A 20,321-nucleotide genomic window follows, 5' to 3' on the forward strand; every position below is an offset into this window, starting at 1 on the left:
TAATCTTCTCAAGACTTCACGATCACTCACGGTGATAAGGGTGGTTGGTTGTGATGCTCCACGCCCGGTACAAACTCTCCGCGACCAGAACCCGAACCAGCGGGTGAGGGAGCGTTAACGCCGAGAGCGACCAGCTCTGTTCCGCTGCCGCTTTGCAGGCGGGAGATAATCCTTCCGGGCCGCCAATCAGCAAACTGACGTCGCGCCCGTCCTGTTTCCAGCGCTCCAGCTCATTGGCTAACTGCGACGTATCCCACGGCTTGCCTGGAATATCCAGGGTAACAATGCGATTCTTACCGGCGGCGGCCAGCATCTGCTCGCCCTCTTTGTCGAGAATGCGTTTGATATCCGCGTTCTTGCCGCGTTTGCCCGCAGGGATTTCGATCAGCTCAAAGGGCATATCTTTCGGAAAGCGACGCAGATATTCCGTAAATCCCGTTTGAACCCAGTCGGGCATCTTCGTGCCGACAGCGACAAGTTGCAGCTTCACGCATTAACTCCAGAGTTTTTCCAGTTCATACAGGCGGCGACTTTCTTCCTGCATGACATGCACAATCACATCGCCCAGATCGACGACAATCCAGTCAGCCGCATTTTCGCCTTCGACGCCCAATGGCAGCATACCGGCCGCGCGCGACGACTGCACCACGTGGTCGGCAATAGACATAACGTGACGGCTGGAGGTGCCGGTACAAATAATCATACAGTCGGTGATACTGGATTTACCCTGAACATCTAAGGCGATGATGTCCTGACCTTTCAGGTCATCAATTTTGTCGATAACAAAATCCTGGAGTGCTTTACCCTGCAAGTTTTCCCCCTGGGTGAATAATTGCGTTATAACGATAGAAAAAGGCCAACAGGCTGGACCGGTAAGGCGTTGCGAGTTAACGCTAACCTTCCGGCGGGACGCCGTGTAGTATACCTGAATCAGCGGCGATACCGGGACTTATGTCGCCGGATCGGCGTTTAAAACCAGATTATCATCCCATCCCACGTCACAGAAAGCATCGCCATTTTTGTAAAACAATTTCTGCAAAGCTCTGCAAGGTGAAAAAAGCCTGGCTGCGGAGAATAACAGCCTGTCGGGGGCTGTCAATGGGCGAAACCGCTGCGGCGAGAAAAAACGGAAAATTCATCACTCAGGCCGCCAGACGGCGCGACTATTTAATACTTTCAGGGTGGCGAACCCTTCGCACAGGTCGATTGCGCTCCAGCATCCCTGTTCTACCCGGAAATGCCATAGCGAGGCGGCAGGCATTGCGAGCAGACGGGCAATCAACAGGCTGAGTACGCCCTGATGGCTGACGATCAGCAGGTTCTGGCAATCGCTAAACGCGTCGAGTCGCGAGATAAAGCGCTCTACGCGCCGGGTAAAAGCCTGAAAACCCTCGCCATTGGTCGGAACCGCATTCTGCCAGTCCGTACACCAGGCGGCATAGCTTTCGGCATCTTCATGGGCGAGGTCGCGGTGATGGCGCATTTCCCAGTCGCCGAAGTACATCTCGTTAAGCTCAGATAAGATGTGTTGCGGTGTATCCCGGCCCTCCAGTACGAGCCGGGCGGTATGGCGCGCGCGCTCCAGCTCGCTGCATAACACCCGGTCAAATGGCGCGTGGCGCAATAAAGTATGTAGCGTTTTCGCCTGGCCAATCCCTTTTTCCGTTAACGGCGTGGGAGCATGTCCGCTATACAACCCGGCGACATTGGCCTCGGTTTCGCCATGACGCACCAGCCACAATCGCATGGTATTCCTCATGAGGTTAAATGCGCAAAACATGATAATGCCCCTGATTGCGCAACGTTTTTTTCACTAAAATAGCGTTTTTTGACCGGAGGCATAATGGCGTTATTCAACAGCGCGCATGGCGGTAATATTCGGGAAGCCGCGACGGTGTTGGGCATCTCGCCTGACCAGTTACTGGATTTTAGCGCAAACATTAATCCGCTGGGTATGCCTGTCAGCGTGAAACGCGCGCTTATCGACAATCTGGACTGCATTGAGCGCTACCCGGACGCCGATTATTTTCATTTGCACCAGGCGCTGGCGCGTCATCATCAGGTGCCGGCATCGTGGATACTGGCGGGAAATGGCGAGACGGAGTCAATCTTTACCGTGGCGAGCGGTCTTAAACCGCGTCGTGCAATGATTGTCACGCCAGGTTTCGCGGAGTATGGCCGGGCGCTGGCGCAAAGTGGCTGTGAAATTCGTCGCTGGTCTCTACGCGAAGCGGATGGCTGGCAGCTTACCGATGCCATTCTTGAGGCGTTGACGCCCGATCTGGACTGCCTGTTTCTGTGTACGCCCAATAATCCTACCGGCCTGCTGCCGGAGCGGCAGTTATTACAGGCCATTGCCGATCGCTGCAAATCGCTGAACATTAACCTGATCCTGGATGAAGCGTTTATCGATTTTATTCCGCATGAGGCGGGCTTTATTCCTGCTCTTAAAGATAATCCGCATATCTGGGTGCTGCGTTCGCTGACCAAATTTTATGCCATTCCCGGCCTGCGGTTGGGATATCTCGTCAACAGCAATGACGCGGCGGTAGCGCGGATGCGTCGCCAACAAATGCCGTGGTCGGTTAACGCGCTGGCGGCGCTTGCCGGTGAGGTAGCGTTACAGGATAGCGCCTGGCAACAGGCGACCTGGCATTGGTTACGGGAGGAGGGCGCCCGGTTTTATCAGGCGCTTTGTCAGCTCCCCCTGCTGACGGTCTATCCCGGGCGGGCAAACTATCTGTTGTTACGCTGTGAGCGAGAGGATATTGATCTGCAGCGACGGTTGCTGACGCAGCGGATTTTAATCCGTAGCTGCGCTAACTACCCGGGGCTGGATAGCCGCTATTATCGTGTGGCGATACGCAGCGCTGCGCAAAACGAGCGTCTGCTGGCGGCGCTGCGCAATGTGCTTACCGGTATAGCCCCTGCTGATTGATGTAGTTCAGCACGTTTTCCGGCAACAGATCGTCGCAGGATTCGCCTTTTTCCAGCCGTTCGCGGATGAGGGTTGCGGAGATATTAAGCCAGGGCGTTTCCGCCAGGTAAATTTTACCGGCTGGCAACTGGTGCAGATCGTCCGGCGTATGGGTCAGATGCTGTTCCAGCCACTGCTGGTGTTGCGCCTGCGTCATTTCAAGGGGATAGCCCGGACGACGACAAACAATCAGGTGAGTGTTATCAAGGATGGTGTCGTAATCATGCCAGGTGGGGAAGTTAAGCAGCGAGTCCTGGCCGATAATAAACGCCAGCGGCGCTTCGGGGCCCTGTTCTTCGCGCCATGCTTTCAGCGTTTGCGCAGTGTAAGAGGGCGCGTTTCGCTGTAGCTCGCGTTCATCCAGCGTAAAAAGCGGCTTATCGGCGATAGCCAGCTCCAGCATATATTTACGCTGCGCGCTGGAGGCTTCCGGCTGGGGGCGATGCGGCGGCACATTGTTAGGCATAATAATCACCCGCGATAAGCCGATCAGATTCGCCAGCGTTTCAACAGGTTTAAGATGTCCATAATGCACCGGATCAAAGGTGCCGCCGAATAAAGCCTGTAACGATTTCATATCACCCATCAATAAATACGTCTGCCAGCGCCTTATGGCAGAGCAGGAGCGACAGCCCTTCAAGATCTGCCCATACCGACTGACCATAATCCTGTTTGAGCGTAATTTCTGTACGCGTCAGTAACTGCACGGCCTGGCGAAGCTGCGCAGGATGGAGACGCTGCAACGCGTCGCCGATCATGGGGCGACGGTTTTGCCAGACCCGGTGTTTATCAAACAGCGCGCGTAACGGCGTATGCGCGGACTGACGTTTGAGATTTACCAGTAGCAGCAGCTCTCGCTGGAGGGTGCGCAGCAGAATAACCGGTTCGCTGCCTTCAAGGCGTAGCTGTTGCAGGATATGCAGCGCGCGTTTGCTTTTCCCCATCAGTAACGCATCCACCCAGTGGAAAGGGGTAAAATGGGCGGCGTCATTGACGGCCTGCTCCACGCGAGGAAGCGTTAACTTACCGTCAGGCCAAAGCAGCGACAGCCGTTCCAGCGCCTGCGCCAGCGCCAACAGATTGCCCTCATAGCAATAGCACAGCAGTTGGTTCGCGGCGTCATCCAGTTGCAAATTCTGTGCTTTCGCTCTGGCGGCCACCCAGCGGGGAAGCTGCGCCTGCTCCGGCGTCTGACAACTGACCTGAACGCTACGGTCTGCCAGCGCGGTATACCAGGCGGCGTTTTCCTGCGCTTTGGTGAGCTTGTTTCCGCGTACTATTAATAACAGGTCGTCATGCAGCAGCTCGCTCAGGGTGGCGAGTTGCTCATTCATTGCCGCGTTAGGCCCGTTTTCCGGCAGTTGCAGCACCAGCGTTTGACGGCTGGCGAACAGACTCATCGCCTGGCAGAGTGAGAAAAGCGATCCCCAGTCGGTACTGGGATCGAGAGTAAAAGCGTGGTGCTCTTCGAAGCCTTGCGACGCAGCCGCCAGACGAATAGCGTCCTGACTTTCCTGCAGCAGCAGCGGATCGTTGCCCAATAGCAGATATGCCGCACGCAGCCCTTCATTGAGCTGCGCGCGGAGTTGTTCAGGATACAACCTGATCATTAGTTACTCAGCGTAGTGGAGACGCGTGCTGGCGTAGAGGCGGGCGCCGCCGTCTCATTGTCGGCGGTAGCCTCCTCTTTCGTCGCCTGAATATCCGCCGCGCGGACGCTGGTCAGCTTACGAATCAGCTGTTCAGCGGCTTTGTCGTACATCTCCTGAACGATCATGGCCTGCTCGTTATCCTTCGCCAACGCCATCTGCGGGTTATCGAAGAACGAACGGTACACTTTCGTGCTGATAGGATAGATGTCATGGCCCGGAATCAATACCGAGGCATTGACGGTCATCACCATCTGATATTCCGCCGTCTGGCCGTCCTGGAACACTGACGCCGTATCCTGCGAAATAGTCACCGTTCCAAGCCGCAGAGACGGAACGTCTTTGCGCGTTGTGTCTTTATCAAGCAGGTTTACGTTATTCAGCCGTAACTGATTACGTACCGCACGACTTAGCGGACCGTTCGGATCGCCGGAATCGAGGATCATCGTTTTCATTGAAGCCGGAACCTGCGTAGTGCTACGCAGATGCCAGCCGCATCCGGCGGTGACCAGCACCGCCAGAGATAACAACAGTGTTACCAGATATCGCACGCTTCCTCCCGCGCTTAGCCAACAACCAGATTGAGGAGTTTACCCGGAACGTAAATCACTTTACGCACGGTAACGCCATCAAGATATTTTGCCACCAGATGTTCCTGGCCTGCACGTTCACGCACCTGTTCTGCGGTGGCATTCACCGCAACGGTGATCTTACCGCGAACTTTACCGTTAACCTGCACGACAACCAGCGTGGTGTTTTCCACCATTGCCTGCTCGTCGGCAACCGGCCACGGCGCGTTGTCGATATCGCCTTCGCCACCCAGTTCCTGCCACAAGGTAAAGCAGACGTGCGGGGTGAACGGGTTAAGCATACGCACGACGGCCTGCAGCGCTTCCTGAAGCAGTGCGCGGTCTTGTTCGCCTTCCTGCGGGGCTTTCGCCAGTTTGTTCATCAACTCCATGATCGCCGCAATGGCGGTGTTGAACGTCTGACGGCGGCCGATATCATCGGTCACTTTGGCAATGGTTTTATGCACATCGCGACGCAGCGCTTTTTGATCTTCGCTCAGCGCATCGACGTTCAGCGCCGCGACAGGACCTTTAGCGGTGTGTTCGTAAACCAGCTTCCAGACGCGTTTAATAAAGCGGTTTGCGCCTTCTACGCCGGACTCCTGCCATTCCAGAGTCATATCCGCCGGAGAAGCGAACATCATAAACAGGCGTACCGTGTCCGCGCCATAACGTTCAACCATTACCTGCGGGTCGATACCGTTATTTTTCGACTTGGACATTTTACTCATGCCAGTGTAGACCAGCTCATGACCCGCTGCGTCTTTTGCTTTGACGATGCGGCCTTTTTCATCGCGCTCGACGATAGCGTCAACTGGCGAAACCCAGTTACGTTCGCCGTTCTCGCCGACATAATAGAACGCATCCGCCAGCACCATGCCCTGACACAGCAACTGCTTAGCCGGCTCGTCAGAGGTGACCATGCCCGCATCGCGCATCAGCTTATGGAAGAAGCGGAAGTAGAGCAGGTGCATGATGGCATGTTCAATACCGCCGATGTAGATGTCGACCGGCAGCCAGTAGTTTGCCGCTTTCGAATCCAGCATTCCTTCCTGATACTGCGGGCAGGTGTAACGCGCGTAGTACCATGACGATTCCATAAAGGTGTCGAAGGTGTCGGTTTCACGCAGCGCCGGCATCCCGTTAACGGTGGTTTTCGCCCACTCAGGATCGGCCTTGATCGGGCTGGTGATGCCGTCCATGACGACGTCTTCCGGCAGAATAACCGGCAGTTGATCTTCCGGCGTCGGCAGCACGGTGCCGTCTTCCAGGGTGACCATCGGGATCGGCGCGCCCCAGTAACGCTGACGGGAAACGCCCCAGTCACGCAGACGGTAGTTCACTTTACGTTCGCCGACGCCTTTTTCCGCCAGTTTATCGGCAATGGCGTTAAACGCCGCTTCAAAGGCCAGACCGTCGAACTCACCGGAGTTAAACAGCACGCCTTTTTCGGTCAGCGCCTGTTCGGAAAGATCCGGCTCGGAACCGTCGGCGGCCAGAATCACCGGCTTGATGGTCAAACCGTATTTGGAGGCAAATTCGTAGTCGCGCTGATCGTGACCCGGAACGGCCATCACCGCGCCAGTGCCGTACTCCATCAGGACAAAGTTTGCCGCCCAGACCGGGATCTCTTCGCCAGTTAACGGATGAATCGCTTTAAAGCCGGTGTCGACGCCTTTTTTCTCCATGGTCGCCATTTCGGCTTCGGCCACTTTGGTGTTACGGCATTCGTCGATGAACGCCGCCAGCTCGGCGTTGTTCGCCGCCGCTTTTTGCGCCAGCGGATGACCGGCGGCCACTGCCAGGTAGGTGGCGCCCATAAAGGTATCCGGACGGGTGGTATAGACGGTCAGCGTGTTATCGTAACCCTTCACATCGAAGGTGATTTCCACGCCTTCAGAGCGGCCAATCCAGTTGCGCTGCATCGTTTTTACGGTATCAGGCCAGTGGTCCAGCTTATCCAGATCGCGCAACAGCTCGTCTGCGTAAGCGGTGATTTTGATAAACCACTGTGGGATCTCTTTACGCTCAACTTTGGTGTCGCAACGCCAGCAGCAGCCGTCGATCACCTGTTCGTTGGCGAGAACGGTCTGATCGTTCGGGCACCAGTTAACGGCAGAAGTCTTCTTGTACACCAGGCCTTTTTTATACAGCTCGGTGAAGAATTTCTGTTCCCAACGGTAGTATTCCGGGGTGCAGGTCGCGATTTCACGGCTCCAGTCATAGCCAAAACCCAGCGTTTTGAGCTGGTTTTTCATGTACGCGATGTTGTCGTACGTCCACGGCGCCGGCGCGGTGTTGTTCTTCACCGCCGCGCCTTCCGCCGGCAGGCCGAAGGCGTCCCAGCCGATTGGCTGCAGCACGTTTTTGCCCAGCATACGCTGGTAGCGGGCAACCACGTCGCCGATGGTGTAGTTACGTACGTGGCCCATGTGTAGTCGGCCAGAAGGATAGGGAAGCATCGACAGGCAGTAATACTTCTCTTTGCTCTCGTCTTCGGTCACTTCAAATGTGCGCTTCTCATCCCAGTGAAGCTGTACTTTGGATTCTATCTCTTCCGGGCGGTATTGCTCTTGCATGGCAGCCAGTAGTCCTGTTTTCGATACAGCTACAAATGTAGCTTTAGAGGTGGTGTTTAGATCCGCATAGCATAGCCCAAACACGCACGTCAAAACAGGGGGTAGAACATTTGTCGCGCCAGGCGTCCATGAGCAGGTGACGCAAAATGCGACACGACTGAGGCAAATTACCGCAGTTCCTGTCACCGCCAGATCATCTCATGAAAATAAAGTCATATAAATCATGTTGTTAAAAAGTGGCACGTCTTTTGATTAGGGAAGACAGGACTAAAGCAAAGGAGTTAATCGTGAAAAAAAATGCAGTGGTGATTCACCCTCAGGATTGCGTCGCGACGGCTATTACGGCGCTCAAGGCCGGCGAAACCGCCACAATGTTCATTGGCGAACGCGAGATAAGCGTTGTGTTACATCAGGATGTGCCATTTGGTCACAAATTCGCCATCTGCGATGTGCCTTTTCATGGCGAAGTTTATAAATATGGTGAATCCATTGGCCGCGCCACTCAGGAAATAAAAAGTGGCGACTATGTGCACGTCCACAATGTGGAAAGCGAACGCGGACGTGGTGACTGGAAATAATATAAAACAAGGGAAAATGATTATGAGCAATGAGACTTTTTTGGGTTTCCGCCGCCCTGACGGCCGTTTTGGCATCCGTAATTATGTACTGATTTTACCTACCAGCGTTTGTGCGAATAAAGTTGCCCAGGATATTGCCCGACAGGTAAAAGGCGCGACATGGGTGAATAACGATTTTGGCTGCTGCCAGGTGGCAGGCGATGCGCGTCTGACGGAAAAGACATTGATTAATGTGGCGAATAATCCCAACGTCGGCGCTATTGTGGTTGTGGGCTTAGGCTGTGAAGGCGCGGAGCCGCTGCGCATCGCAGAAGAGATTACCGCATTTGGCAAACCGACCTCTTGCATTACCATTCAGGAAGAGGGCGGCACGCTTAAATGTCAGGCCAGGGGGATTTCGCTGGCCCGCGACTATGCGCAACAACTCTCCATGCAAAAACCGCAGCAAGCACCGGTTAGCGAGCTGCTGTTGGCGATGGAGTGCGGCGGGTCAGATACGACATCGGGGCTGGCGTCTAACCCTTCCTGCGGGGTCGCCTCGGATAAGCTGATACGCTGCGGCGGAAGCTCAATTCTTTCTGAAACGACGGAATTTATTGGCGCCGAGCATGTGATGGCGAAACGCGCGGTGACGCCGGAGGTTGGTCAACAGCTCATTGATTTAGTGGTCGGCTGCGAGGCGCGAGCAAAAGCGCTGGGCGAGGATATTCGCGGGGGACAGCCGACGCCGGGCAATATTAAAGGCGGGTTGACTACCATTGAAGAAAAATCGTTAGGCTGTATGCATAAAGCGGGTCATGCGCCGCTACAGGGCGTACTGGAATATGCCGATAGTCCAACGCATCCGGGCCTGTGGATTATGGATACCCCGGGGCAGGATATTGAATCTATTTCCGGCATGGTGGCGGGTGGAGCGCAGATCGTTATTTTTACTACCGGTCGCGGAACGCCTGCCGGTAACCCAATAGCGCCGGTAATAAAAATTACGGGTAATAAAGCAACGTGGGAAATGATGCAGGACAATATTGATATTGATGTGTCCGCCATTATGTCTGGCGAGGCTTCTATTACGCAAATGGGCGAGGAAATTTATCAGGAAATTTTACGCGTCGCGAATGGGAAAACGACTAAATCAGAAGATTTAGGTCATAACGAATTCTCTATTTATAAGATCGCGCCGACGTTCTGATACCAAATCGGGCAGCACAAGCTGTCCGGTTATCTCCTGGGAATAAGCTATGAAAATTAAAAAAACACTGGAACGTTTTCCTGGTGGTATGATGGTTGTACCGCTAATCATCGGCGCATTGTTTAAAACTTTTGCGCCGGAGGCGCTGGAAATAGGCGGTTTTGTCACCTCTATTTCGCATGGCGCAATGGCGATTTTAGGCATGTTTTTAGTCTGTATGGGCGCGGATATCCAGTTTAAAGCCGCGCCGAAAGCGCTAAAAAAAGGCGCTGCGATCACCTTTGCGAAATTTGCCAGCGGCGTGATTATTGGCATTCTGGTCGGAAAATTTTGCGGCCCGGATGGGTTATTAGGTCTGTCGGCTTTAGCGATTATTTCGGCGATGACCAACTCGAACAGTGGGTTATATGCCGCGTTGGTGGGGGAGTACGGCGATGAAACCGACGGCGGCGCGATTGCGGTAATATCGTTGAACGATGGTCCCTTTTTCACCATGCTGGCGTTAGGGTCGGCAGGCATGGTGTCGATACCCTTTATGAATCTGGTGGCGGTTATTATTCCCATTATCATTGGCATGATTTTGGGCAATCTGGATGAGGACATGCGCAAGTTTCTTAAACAGGGCAGCGTGGTAACGATTCCCTTCTTTGCCTTTGGGTTAGGATACGGTATTGATTTCGCAAGACTTATCACGGCAGGTTCTTCAGGCATTTTACTGGGACTCATGACGGTGGCGATTGGCGGATTTTTTAATATTTTCGCCGATCGTCTGACGGGAGGCAGCGGCGTGGCAGGCGCGGCGGTATCCACCACCTCTGGCAACGCCGTCGCGACGCCAGCGGCAATCGCGCTGCTCGATCCGCATTTTACCGACCTGGCGTCGACGGCGGCGGCGCAGGTGGCGGCCTCGACGATTATTACCGCTCTGTGCGCCCCCTTCCTGACCGTATGGATAAAAAAACGCTACGATCGTAAACTGAACCCAGCCGCCGCAGGCGGTTAGCGTTTCGGCGGAAAATAAATCACGACGGGCGGTCTCGCCCGTTCATAAACCAACAGGATGGTGAGTGATGAATAAGACGAAAGATATAGCCGCATCTCCTCTCTGTTTTGTCTCTCCTTACCCGCAACTGGCAAAGGCTGCCGAGGCGCTGGTCGCGCAGTTGGATTACGCCGTCACTATTCATCAAACGACGCTTAATCGTATCCTGGATGAGCTACCTTTATTAGAGTCCCGTGGGCACCAGGTACTGATTAGTCGTGGCGGCTGTGCGGAAATATTAAAAAAGCACAGTAAATTACCGGTAGTCGAAATTAAAATGTCCGGCTACGACATTCTTGATGCGCTTATCCCTTTTAAAGGACAAAAAGGCACTGTCGGTATTGTCGGTTTTTCCAGTGTGATCAAAGGATGCGCGCGCGTAGCGGAACAGTTAAATATTAACTATAAAATTTTTACCTTACAGGGAAATGATAAAGAAACGATTTCTTGCCTGAAGCGGCAATTAGCGTCCACGCCATTAGATTGCATTGTTGGCGATACCGTTTGTCAGGATTATTTTTCACCGCTGGGCTCGCAATTCCGTTTGCTTGATTCCAGCCCTGCCTCAATAACCGAAGCTCTGGAAGAAGCCCGCTCATTATATCTGGCTTTTCGCAGCCAATTACTGGAGCGTCATCATCTGCAGCTGATTCTCGATCAGTTTGATAAAGCTGTTATCACGCTTGATGATACCGGCGCGTTACTGCATTACAATAAATATGCGAGCCAACTTTTTAAAATTAACGCCTCCGGTGAGATTTATGACGCGTCTTTCCTGAAACAGGTATTGCACCAGGAGCGGCATACATTACGTGAGGGAAAAACCGTCAGCGCGAAAGTCGTCGATACGCCGCAAGGCGCGATGGTGGTTAATCTGTATCCGGTATTTGCGGCCAGACAGTTAAGCCGGGTGGTGTTGACGATGCAAACCGTCTCCAGTTTACAGGGGGCGGAACATCATGTTCGCCGCCAGGAACTGTCTCGCCGCGGCTTGAGCGCCCGCTATCATTTCGACGATCTGCTTACCGAAAACCCGGAAATGCTGCGTCGTCTGGCGATCATTAAAAATTATGCCGGTACGGACGCGACTATCTTAATTAATGGCGAAAGCGGGACGGGAAAAGAGGTGCTGGCGCAAAGTATTCATAATGCCAGCCAACGCGTCAACGGCCCGTTTGTCGCCATTAACTGCGGCGCGATGGCCCCTCAGATTCTGGAGAGCGAACTCTTTGGCTATGTCGCCGGCGCATTTACCGGCGCGTCGCCGAAAGGCAAAATAGGCCTGTTTGAATTAGCGCACCACGGTACCATTTTTCTGGATGAGATTAGCGAACTGGATAAACCGCTACAGACGCGCTTATTACGGGTATTGCAGGAGCGGCAGATTATGCGGCTGGGCTCAGACCAGATGATACCTGTTGATATTCGCGTGATTGCGGCGACCAATCAGACGTTAACGAAGCTCATTGCGGACGGGACATTTCGCGAAGATCTTTACTATCGGCTTAACGTATTAAAAGTGACCACCATCCCGCTACGCAAACGTCCGGAGGATATCAAAGCCATCGGCCTGTCGCTGCTTACTAGTTTCAGCCAGCATTATAAACGCCCGGCACTAACGTTAACCCCGGCGCTGTGGCAAGAGCTTCAGCGCTTCGCCTGGCCCGGAAACGTCAGGCAGTTAAGCAATATTATCGAACGGCTGGTGCTCTCTATTGATCACTCCCCGGTAACGCTGGATGAGGGCCGCCTCTTGCTGGACGATCTGGAAGAGGGGAGCCGACGCGAGCCAAGTACCTGCCACGACTGCCAGATGCTGGCTGGCGATTATAAAACGATTCGCCTGCGTATTTTGAGAAAATTATTAGAGGCGGAAAGGGATAATAAATCGTTAGTGGCGAAACGGTTAAATGTCGATCGTACCTCGCTGACGCGCTGGATACGTGAGTCGGCCTGACAAGAATTTACAGACTCTGTGGGCAGCCTTGCAAAGCGTAACGCAAATAACGTCTATTATTATAGGCAGTTAACGATCCAAGAGGTGAAGTGATGAACAAGGTTGCTCAATATTACCGTGAACTGGTGGCCTCATTAAGCGAGCGTTTACGCAATGGCGAGCGCGACATTGATGCGCTGGTGGAGCAGGCGCGCCAGCGCGTGATGCAAACAGGGGAGTTAACGCGAACCGAGGTGGACGAACTGACGCGCGCTGTCAGACGCGATCTGGAAGAGTTCGCCATGAGCTACGAAGAGAGCCAGGAAGATAGCGTCTTCTTGCGGGTGATTAAAGAGAGTCTCTGGCAGGAACTGGCGGACATTACCGACAAAACCCAGCTGGAATGGCGTGAAGTCTTCCAGGATTTGAATCACCACGGCGTGTATCACAGTGGCGAAGTGGTGGGGTTGGGGAATCTGGTGTGCGAGAAATGCCACTATCATCTGGCGGTTTACACGCCGGATGTGTTGCCGCTCTGCCCGAAGTGTGGCCACGATCAGTTCCAGCGCAGGCCGTTTGAGCCGTAAGGTTCATTATCGTGAGCGGACGGTTGCCGTCCGCCATGTTAAGCGTGCAGTTGGGCTTCCAGTTTGCGGATCTCTTCGTCGACGTTCCATTTGCCCGTGGGCTGTGCTTTTTTGAACCAGTAGAGCGCTTGTTGTAGGTCTTGTGCGGTACCGTATCCATCTCTGTACATGCATCCGAGGTTGTACCAGCCCGATGAATTGTTACATTCTGCTGATTTGTGGAACCATTCCAGTGCTAGCGAATAATTTTGCTCGACGCCATGACCGCATTTGTACATCCAGCCGATACTGTTATAGGCATCATCGTCACCCTGGTCTGCCGCTTTTCGAAACCAGTATATTGCCTGCTGGTAATCTTGTTTGATACCTTTTCCGATGTAATAACAATAGCCCATCTGATATTGCGAGTAGCTGCTCTCTTGTAGCGCGCTCTTCTTGTACCAAAGGGCGGCAAGGGATAAATTTTTCCGACATCCTTTCCCATTGCCATACATATACGCCAGTCTTTCCTGGCTGGCGCAATGGCCTTGTAATGCTGCCTGTTTAAACCAGTAGAGTGCCTGTGTATCATTTTGCTCTACGCCAGTTCCTGAATGATACATTCTCCCGAGATTATATTGCGCAAGGTTGTGGCTCTGTTCTGCTCCTTTGCGATACCAGGCAACGGCCTGGGCATAATCTGGAGCCATCCCGGTTTCTCCTTCCTGAACCCAGCCTAATGTGTTGAAAGCGTGTCGGTGTCCTTGCTGTGCGGCTTTTTCTGACCAGAATAAAGCCAGCGTATTATCTTTCATGTCGGTAGGCGTGTCTTTGTATCGTAAGCCGAGCCAATATTGCGCCTCGCAATGCCCTTGCTCGGCCGCCTGCTGTAGCCAATAAAAAGAGAGCTTATCCTCTTCGCTGCCATCTATACGTTCGTCATTATATAAACGGCCTAATATATATTGAGCTTCACTATTTCCTGACTGCGCCAGTTCGGTTAATTGTGCTAAAGATACGTTGTCGCAGGGATGACTGGTTATGGAATGATTCATTTTTTAATTTATCCCGCCATTGTTTTTTAGATTAATAATATATTGCGATTTGGCTTTGTTGTACTCTATTTTAGTTTTCAATTGCGTTTTTATTTGTGGTGTGAATATATTTTGGCGATTTATTATGGATAAAGAATCACAATATTTACTCTTTGCACTTTCCTCGCCGATGGAAGTATTGAACGAGGACTGTTTACCTTCACATTCGTCACCGAAAATGTATTTAGGTGTAAAACGTTTCGATCTTGAATCGTCGTGGGGTATTGAAAATCGCGATGAACTGCTTCAGACCATTTCCCGCATGACGGATGACGGTCATGCCACGCAACTGGAATGGCTATATCGCCGCTGGTTTAGGTATGCGCCGCAGGAGTGGCAGGAGTATACCGACGCGCTGGACGAGGGAGATCGTATTTATGCCCGATTCGTCGCTGATACCGCTGTATGTTGCGGTGAAGGCGGTATTCGCAGCTGGGATTATGTGCGGATGGGATTTCTCTGCCGCATGGGCGTACTCAATGAATGGCTGACGGAAGAGGAGAGCCTGTGGCTGCAGTCGCGGATACAGCTTCGTGCGCTCAACTATTATTCCGGCTGGTTGCCGTATTTCAGCGCTTATTACACCGGGCGTTTGTACTGGCAGTTACGGAATGGCGATAACCTACCGCTGCTACGCGAGACATTCGCCCGTAAGGAGTTTGATGACGCGGGGCGACGTATGATGAATAAGCTGATCGCAGGGAAAGACAGTTTTTACGCCACGCTGCCGTGGCGCTACCTGCCCCATTACCCTGAATGCCCGGACACGCTTCAGGAGGTGAGCGATCTATGAAAACCTGTTGGCAAGTCCTTGGCATTGAGGCCACCACGGATACCGACGCCATTCGTCAGGCTTATCAGGCGCTGCTGCCGTCATTTCATCCAGAAACCGATCCGCAGGGTTTTAAGCTATTGCGAGAAGCCTATGAATACGCATTGCGGTTTACGAAATCTCCCGCCATAACGATGGTTGAAGAGGATCCCGATACCCCGTGGGTGAATTATCTCAGGGAGATATTCGGTGATTTGCTGGCGGATGGCGAACGGCGCTTTCAGCCGCAGGCATGGCAGGAGTTTATCCAACAGATCAATAAATTATCGATTTCACAGGTCGAAAAATCGCGCTGGTGGCTGTGCGCTATCGCGATGAAGACCTTTCCTATTTCGTACTCGTGTCTGAAACTGCTGTCAGATCGCCTGGCCTGGGAACAGGGGAGTGATAATCGAGATGTCGATGCCGAGGAGGTGGAGGATCTTTTGTTTGAAATCCGCCGTGGCGACCTGTTTGATTATTCGCTATTGCTGCATTTGCCAGTGGCGGTACAAAACCAGACCATTGCTTTTTATGATGCCCAGGACAACACCTTTTTCGAGCATCCTCTCTATTTCGCCCAACTTATGGCGCAGCACGGCGCCTGGATTATCCCGGACAATCTACGCTTTCAACGACGTCTGTTACGCTGGTTCAGCACCTTGCACTGGGGTATTGCGGAGCTGCTGCCTGTCGCCCTGGCATGGCAGGAAGCCGAACCCGATAACGCAACGCCGGGTTATTACTACTTAGCCCAGCGCGTATTTTGCGGTGAAGGCGATAGCCTGCTGCCAGAACTTTACGCGCAGTGGTGGGCGCATCCTTCTACCCAGCTTGACGATCTGTTGCTGCGCTGGTGCCGTCAGCATCGACCGGACTTTTTCCCGCTGCTGGTGATGGAGGTTGAGGGGCGTGAGCAGGTCGATATCGATGGCGAACCGCTGCTGTATATTCCCGGCTACAGCGCCCGTTCCTGCTTGCTGTGGGCCGAGGCGCTGCACAGTGGCGCATTATCGCCGCTAAGCGAAAGTTTTATTGCGCGGCGTTTGAATTATGGCGCGCCAGCGATGAGTGAGGCGCATAGCCAGCATCCATACTGGCTGTTGTATCAGGTGGCGGATAGCCTGGCGTGCGCCGAGGATCCGTCAGCGGCATTGTTACAGAGGCTGGTAACGAAGCTTGATGCGCCTGATATCTGCCCGCTGGAAGCGCTGGTTATTCGCGGGTTGCTGGGGCGGGCTGCGGCTGTTGCCACACCGTGTGAAGCTGTAGTCGCAGATGAGGAACCGGTGACGACGGTGACTTCGCCGAGTACGGAGGAATCTGGCGGCGGCTTTGGCCTCTGGCAGATGATTAAAATCATTTTATTTATTGGCGTTGTCGGCCATGTGTTGAGTCGGTTTATGCATTAGGGATATCGAATATGGACAAGGAAGAACAATATTTACTTTTTGCGCTCTCCACGCCGATGGAGGTGCTAAACAGTCGTGCCATTGGCGCGAAACCTTCGCACTTCTCCCCGGCAATGTATACCGGGAAAACACACTTTGATCTCTCCGATTCATGGGGGATTGATAATCGTGAAGATCTTATTCAAACCATCTATCGGATGACGGACGATGGCCATGCGGCAGATTTGGCTCCCTTTTATATCCGCTGGTTTACGCTATCTCCGCGTCAATGGCGCGAATTTACCGCGCAGTTTGGCGAGCAGGGCCAGATTTATGCGCGATTTGTTGCCGAAACCGCACTATGCTGCGGGCGCGGCGGCATTAAAGCCTGGGACTATGTGCGTATGGGGTTTTTATGCCGGATGGGGGTGTTGAATCAATGGCTGACGGAAGAGGAAAGCCTGTGGCTGCAATCGCGTATCTATGCGCGGGCGTACTATTTTTACGACGGTTGGACGCAATATTTTGCCGCCTATTCGTTGGGGCGGCTGTACTGGCAGGCCGAAGGGGACGCCATGCAGGCATATTTCGCCCACCTAAAGTACGACGCTTCAGGCGCACGGATGTTTAATGAACTGACCTCTACGACAGAGAGTTATTATGCGCAGCTACCGTGGCGTCCGCTCAACGAACAACCGACATGCCCGGAAACGCTTAAAGGAGTGAGCGATTTATGAATATCTGTTGGGAAATCCTGGGCATTGAACCCACCACCGATCTGGAATGTATCCGTCAGGCTTATCTTGCCCTGTTGCCCTCATTCCACCCTGAGAGCGATCCGCAGGGTTTTAAGCGATTGCGCCAGGCCTATGAAGAAGCGCAGCACTGGGCCGCCTCGCCTGCGGAGGATGTAAAAACGGAAGAGGTGGGCGACGAACATGAAATACTGGTGGCGTTCAGGGAATTGCTGGCATCAGAGCGCGATCGCTTTCAGCCCTCGGCATGGCAGAAATTTATTCAGCAATTGAACCAGTGTTCAATGGATGAGATAGATAAGCTGCGCTGGCAATTGTGCGATATCGCCATGAAAACGGAAACGATCTCGCTGTCTTGCCTGGCATTGTTGGCGCAGCGTCTGAACTGGCAGCCGCAGGAAGCAGAAGATGATGCTGATGGAGAAGAGCTGGAAGCATTTCTGGAGACCGTAAAGCGGGGCGATGCGTTTGATCTGCTAAGTCTGGCCAAATTGCCTCTTGTTGTTCAAGACCAAACTGACGCCTACTTTTTTAAGCTTGAGCGTATCTGGCGCTTTTATCCCGAACATTTTTCCGACGCTCTGCAGGTTCAGGGAGCCTGGATAATTCCCGATGATAAACAGCTGCATCGTAAACTATTACACTGGTTTAGCGCCGAGCAGTGGGGCATGGCGGAACTGGCCGATATTGCTCGTCGCTGGCAGGCCGCGGAGCCGGATGACGAAGATGCGCACTATTACCTGTGCAAACAGCGTTTGCTCTGCGGTGAAGGGGAAAGCCTGTTGGCCGATCTTTGCGATTTCTGGCAGCGTTATCCCTCCACGCAGGCGGACGACCTGTTGCTGGGCTGGTGCCGCCAGCATCGGCCTGATTTCTTCCCGCTGGCGGTGATGGCGGTCGAAGCGCGCTGTATGGCGGATGCTGAATATGTCCCCGGTGAAAGTGCGCGCACGCGTTTACTGTGGGCCGACATTTTGCACAGCGGTAGGTTATCACCGCTGGGGCGTTCATTTGTTGACTCCCTGTTTTATAAGCGAAAAGCGATGGCGTGGGCAAATTCACGGCTGAGTACCCAGGGGGAACCCGAAACGCCGCTGTTGGATCTGTACCGGACGGCGGAGCAGGTGGTGCTGGAAGCGTTTCCCAAAGAAAAGCCCTTTTTTCGCCTGCTGATCCGGCTGGAGGAGGGGCAAGCCTGTCCGCTGGAGGCGCTGATAACGCAGGCATTGTCATCTAAAATTGCCATGAAGCCAGGCGATATTCGCGACAAAAAGGAGCTGGCGGAAGAGCTCAGGCTGGCGGCTGAGAAAGAAGAGAAAAAATTGTCTTCTGAAGCGAAAACCGAAGCACCCCGTCAGGCGGAATCTGGCGGGGTGATGAAAATCATGAAGATTGTCGGTTTGATCGCGTTGATTGTCTGCGCGTTAAATCGATTCTTCCATTTTTTCTGAACAGGGGCAGTGAAAGCGCCGTTACGGCGCTTTCGGCTCGTCAATACCCAGATATTCGCAGGCGCGACGGCGCACGTCATCGACGCGCTGCATATCATTAGACAGCAGCGCCGCGTCGAAATCGGTAATAATCTCCCCCAGCATTTCGCGCTCATCGCCTAACGCGCGTGACCACTGCTCCTCTAACTGTGCTTTAAACGTCCGGTTAATCAGCATATCGCGGGGATAAATTTTCAGCGCCTGCAGGCGCTCGCGGCTGGCGTCGATTTGCTGCGTCGTCAGTGAGGTGGCATTGTGACTGATGATTCTGGATTCACTCTTGCCGTCTTCCAGCAGCACGTCAACTTCCAGCAGGCCATTAATATCGTAGCTAAAACGAATATCAATGGCCTGAATGTGCCCGTTCGGCTTCAGCATGACGTCAAAAGAATCGATCAGGATATTATTTTTCACCTTATGGCTTTCGCCCTGGTATACCCTGACGCAAATAGAGTCCTGCTCAGGGTGCATGGTGGAGTACGTTTCCACTTTTGACACCGGAACGGTGGTATTGCGTTCAATGATGGGCGAGAAGATACCAGGCACGCCCTGTCGGTTGACTTCCACGCCCAGCGAATAGGGGCAGATATCCGTGAGGATCACCTCTTCAACGTCTTCATGGCGCAGGCGACAGGCGGCCTGAGTTGCGGCGCCAAGCGCCACGATGGTGCTGGGATCGTAACTTTGATAGGGCAATTTACCGAATAAGCGCACCGCGATGCGTTGCACCAGCGGCATCTGTGACGCGCCGCCGACCAGCACCAGGCTGTCAATTTGCTCCGGTTTGAGTCGGGAATCGCGCAGCGCCTGCTCAATGGGCGTGCGCAGCCGGTTGAGCAACGGTAGCCACAGGGCTTCCAGCTCATCGTCATAAAACGTGCTTTCCAGCACGCGCTCCTGATAAAGCCAGCTCATGCGCAGCGGGGAGCCGCTGGCGCATTTTGCGGCTTCAACACAGGCATACAGCGCAGCCAGATCGCTATCCGTCAGCGCTGATTTATCGAGATTCCAGCGTTTCAGCACTTCATCAAGTAACAAATGCGTGAAATCTTCGCCGCCGAGGTAGTTATCGCCAGCGGAGGCGTGAACTTCGATAATCGGCGTAGCGTATTCCAGAACGGTCACATCAAAGGTTCCGCCCCCCAGATCGAAAACCAGCGAACGGCTATTTTGCTGCGTATGCAGACCATAAGCCATTGCCGCCGCCGTGGGTTCATTGATCAAGCGCACGGCGTTTAACCCCGCAAGCTCAGCGGCAAGGCGTGTATGCTTCCGCTGCTCATCGCTGAAATAAGCCGGAACCGAGATCACGACGTCCTTGATTGGCTGCTGAAGGTAGTCTTCCGCATCTTCTTTCAGCGAGCGTAAAACCAGCGAAGATAATTCCGGCGCATTAAACGACTCTTCACCCAAATGCCAGTGAGTATTACTGCCCATTGCGCGTTTAAATAAGGCAGCGGTTTTATCTGGATGAGATGTTTTACGAGCTGCGGCAGGTTTTCCCACCAGAATTTGTTTATTTTCATCCATACTAATTATGGACGGTGTTAAATATTCACCAAATTTATTAGGTATTAATTGTGCGGCCCCGTCTTGCCAGACGGCGATTAAACTATTTGTGGTGCCGAGATCGATACCAATCGCTAACGTTGCATTATCCATTGCGTTTAATTTATCGGGAAAGAGAGTTTATAG

General features: G+C 53.3%; 19 protein-coding genes. 10 read left to right on the top strand and 9 right to left on the bottom strand.

Annotated features, from left to right (window positions below):
* Window positions 1-22: 22 nt before the first annotated feature.
* The 3 genes from rlmH to ABVM99_RS12035 form a co-directional block, all read right to left on the bottom strand.
* Window positions 23-490, bottom strand: a complete 468-nt coding sequence (gene rlmH / locus ABVM99_RS12025) for a 23S rRNA (pseudouridine(1915)-N(3))-methyltransferase RlmH (protein ID WP_052938298.1) — start codon at window positions 488-490, stop codon at window positions 23-25.
* 3 nt (window positions 491-493) lie between these two features.
* Entirely contained in the window at window positions 494-811 is a 318-nt protein-coding gene (gene rsfS / locus ABVM99_RS12030; RefSeq protein ID WP_001161670.1) for a ribosome silencing factor, read from the bottom strand.
* Between the two features lie 327 nt (window positions 812-1,138).
* Window positions 1,139-1,747 carry an adenosylcobalamin/alpha-ribazole phosphatase gene (locus ABVM99_RS12035; protein ID WP_023194970.1) on the bottom strand — a complete coding sequence of 203 codons (609 nt, stop codon included), beginning with the start codon at window positions 1,745-1,747 and terminating at the stop codon, window positions 1,139-1,141.
* A gap of 96 nt (window positions 1,748-1,843) precedes the next feature.
* Between ABVM99_RS12035 and cobD the strand changes: the two genes are divergently transcribed.
* Window positions 1,844-2,938, top strand: a complete 1,095-nt coding sequence (gene cobD / locus ABVM99_RS12040) for a threonine-phosphate decarboxylase CobD (RefSeq protein ID WP_023194971.1) — start codon at window positions 1,844-1,846, stop codon at window positions 2,936-2,938.
* Here the strand turns inward: cobD and nadD are convergent.
* The 4 genes from nadD to leuS are packed head-to-tail and all read right to left on the bottom strand — an operon-like array spanning window position 2,913 to window position 7,774.
* Complete coding sequence (gene nadD / locus ABVM99_RS12045) at window positions 2,913-3,554, bottom strand: nicotinate-nucleotide adenylyltransferase (RefSeq protein WP_001518902.1); 642 nt, start codon at window positions 3,552-3,554, stop codon at window positions 2,913-2,915. The genes cobD and nadD overlap by 26 nt on opposite strands.
* Before the next feature lies 1 nt (window position 3,555).
* Entirely contained in the window at window positions 3,556-4,587 is a 1,032-nt protein-coding gene (holA, locus tag ABVM99_RS12050; RefSeq protein WP_000620491.1) for a DNA polymerase III subunit delta, read from the bottom strand.
* On the bottom strand, window positions 4,587-5,177 hold the full coding sequence (gene lptE / locus ABVM99_RS12055; protein WP_001269950.1) for an LPS assembly lipoprotein LptE: 591 nt from the start codon (window positions 5,175-5,177) through the stop codon (window positions 4,587-4,589). Before lptE ends, holA begins: the two co-directional genes overlap by 1 nt.
* Window positions 5,178-5,191: 14 nt before the next feature.
* Window positions 5,192-7,774, bottom strand: a complete 2,583-nt coding sequence (leuS, locus tag ABVM99_RS12060; protein ID WP_023194972.1) for a leucine--tRNA ligase — start codon at window positions 7,772-7,774, stop codon at window positions 5,192-5,194.
* A gap of 236 nt (window positions 7,775-8,010) precedes the next feature.
* Here leuS and ABVM99_RS12065 point away from each other — a divergent pair, with 236 nt between their 5' ends.
* From ABVM99_RS12065 to ABVM99_RS12085, 5 genes are all read left to right on the top strand, one after another.
* Window positions 8,011-8,352, top strand: coding sequence for a UxaA family hydrolase (locus ABVM99_RS12065; protein ID WP_001574029.1), 342 nt, complete (start codon window positions 8,011-8,013; stop codon window positions 8,350-8,352).
* A 16-nt stretch (window positions 8,353-8,368) separates the two neighbouring features.
* Window positions 8,369-9,541 carry a UxaA family hydrolase gene (locus ABVM99_RS12070; RefSeq protein ID WP_001670689.1) on the top strand — a complete coding sequence of 391 codons (1,173 nt, stop codon included), beginning with the start codon at window positions 8,369-8,371 and terminating at the stop codon, window positions 9,539-9,541.
* Between the two features lie 49 nt (window positions 9,542-9,590).
* Window positions 9,591-10,544, top strand: coding sequence for a 2-keto-3-deoxygluconate permease (locus ABVM99_RS12075; RefSeq protein ID WP_000694477.1), 954 nt, complete (start codon window positions 9,591-9,593; stop codon window positions 10,542-10,544).
* Window positions 10,545-10,611: 67 nt separating this feature from the next.
* Complete coding sequence (locus ABVM99_RS12080) at window positions 10,612-12,540, top strand: sigma-54-dependent Fis family transcriptional regulator (protein ID WP_023194973.1); 1,929 nt, start codon at window positions 10,612-10,614, stop codon at window positions 12,538-12,540.
* A gap of 92 nt (window positions 12,541-12,632) precedes the next feature.
* The gene (locus tag ABVM99_RS12085) at window positions 12,633-13,106 is read left to right on the top strand and encodes a zinc ribbon-containing protein (RefSeq protein WP_001044885.1); all 474 of its coding nucleotides are present in this window, start codon (window positions 12,633-12,635) and stop codon (window positions 13,104-13,106) included.
* 38 nt (window positions 13,107-13,144) lie between these two features.
* Here the strand turns inward: ABVM99_RS12085 and ABVM99_RS12090 are convergent, their stop codons facing one another.
* Entirely contained in the window at window positions 13,145-14,140 is a 996-nt protein-coding gene (locus tag ABVM99_RS12090) for a tetratricopeptide repeat protein (RefSeq protein WP_001016627.1), read from the bottom strand.
* 124 nt (window positions 14,141-14,264) lie between these two features.
* Here ABVM99_RS12090 and ABVM99_RS12095 point away from each other — a divergent pair, with 124 nt between their 5' ends.
* Genes ABVM99_RS12095 through ABVM99_RS12110 form a run of 4 tightly spaced genes read left to right on the top strand, consistent with a single transcriptional unit; the run spans window position 14,265 to window position 18,587 of the window.
* On the top strand, window positions 14,265-14,972 hold the full coding sequence (locus ABVM99_RS12095; RefSeq protein WP_023194974.1) for a DUF1266 domain-containing protein: 708 nt from the start codon (window positions 14,265-14,267) through the stop codon (window positions 14,970-14,972).
* Window positions 14,969-16,402: a J domain-containing protein gene (locus tag ABVM99_RS12100; RefSeq protein ID WP_023194975.1), complete on the top strand. Its 1,434-nt coding sequence runs from the start codon at window positions 14,969-14,971 to the stop codon at window positions 16,400-16,402. The genes ABVM99_RS12095 and ABVM99_RS12100 overlap by 4 nt, the downstream gene beginning before the upstream one ends.
* 11 nt (window positions 16,403-16,413) lie before the next feature.
* Window positions 16,414-17,118, top strand: coding sequence for a DUF1266 domain-containing protein (locus ABVM99_RS12105; RefSeq protein ID WP_023182248.1), 705 nt, complete (start codon window positions 16,414-16,416; stop codon window positions 17,116-17,118).
* Complete coding sequence (locus ABVM99_RS12110) at window positions 17,115-18,587, top strand: J domain-containing protein (protein ID WP_052938297.1); 1,473 nt, start codon at window positions 17,115-17,117, stop codon at window positions 18,585-18,587. Before ABVM99_RS12105 ends, ABVM99_RS12110 begins: the two co-directional genes overlap by 4 nt.
* Before the next feature lie 21 nt (window positions 18,588-18,608).
* Here the strand turns inward: ABVM99_RS12110 and ABVM99_RS12115 are convergent, their stop codons facing one another.
* Entirely contained in the window at window positions 18,609-20,288 is a 1,680-nt protein-coding gene (locus ABVM99_RS12115; RefSeq protein ID WP_000368029.1) for a molecular chaperone HscC, read from the bottom strand.
* Between the last annotated feature and the right edge of the window lie 33 nt (window positions 20,289-20,321).

This window comes from Salmonella sp. SJTUF15591 (assembly GCF_043356435.1).
Lineage (GTDB): Bacteria > Pseudomonadota > Gammaproteobacteria > Enterobacterales > Enterobacteriaceae > Salmonella > Salmonella enterica.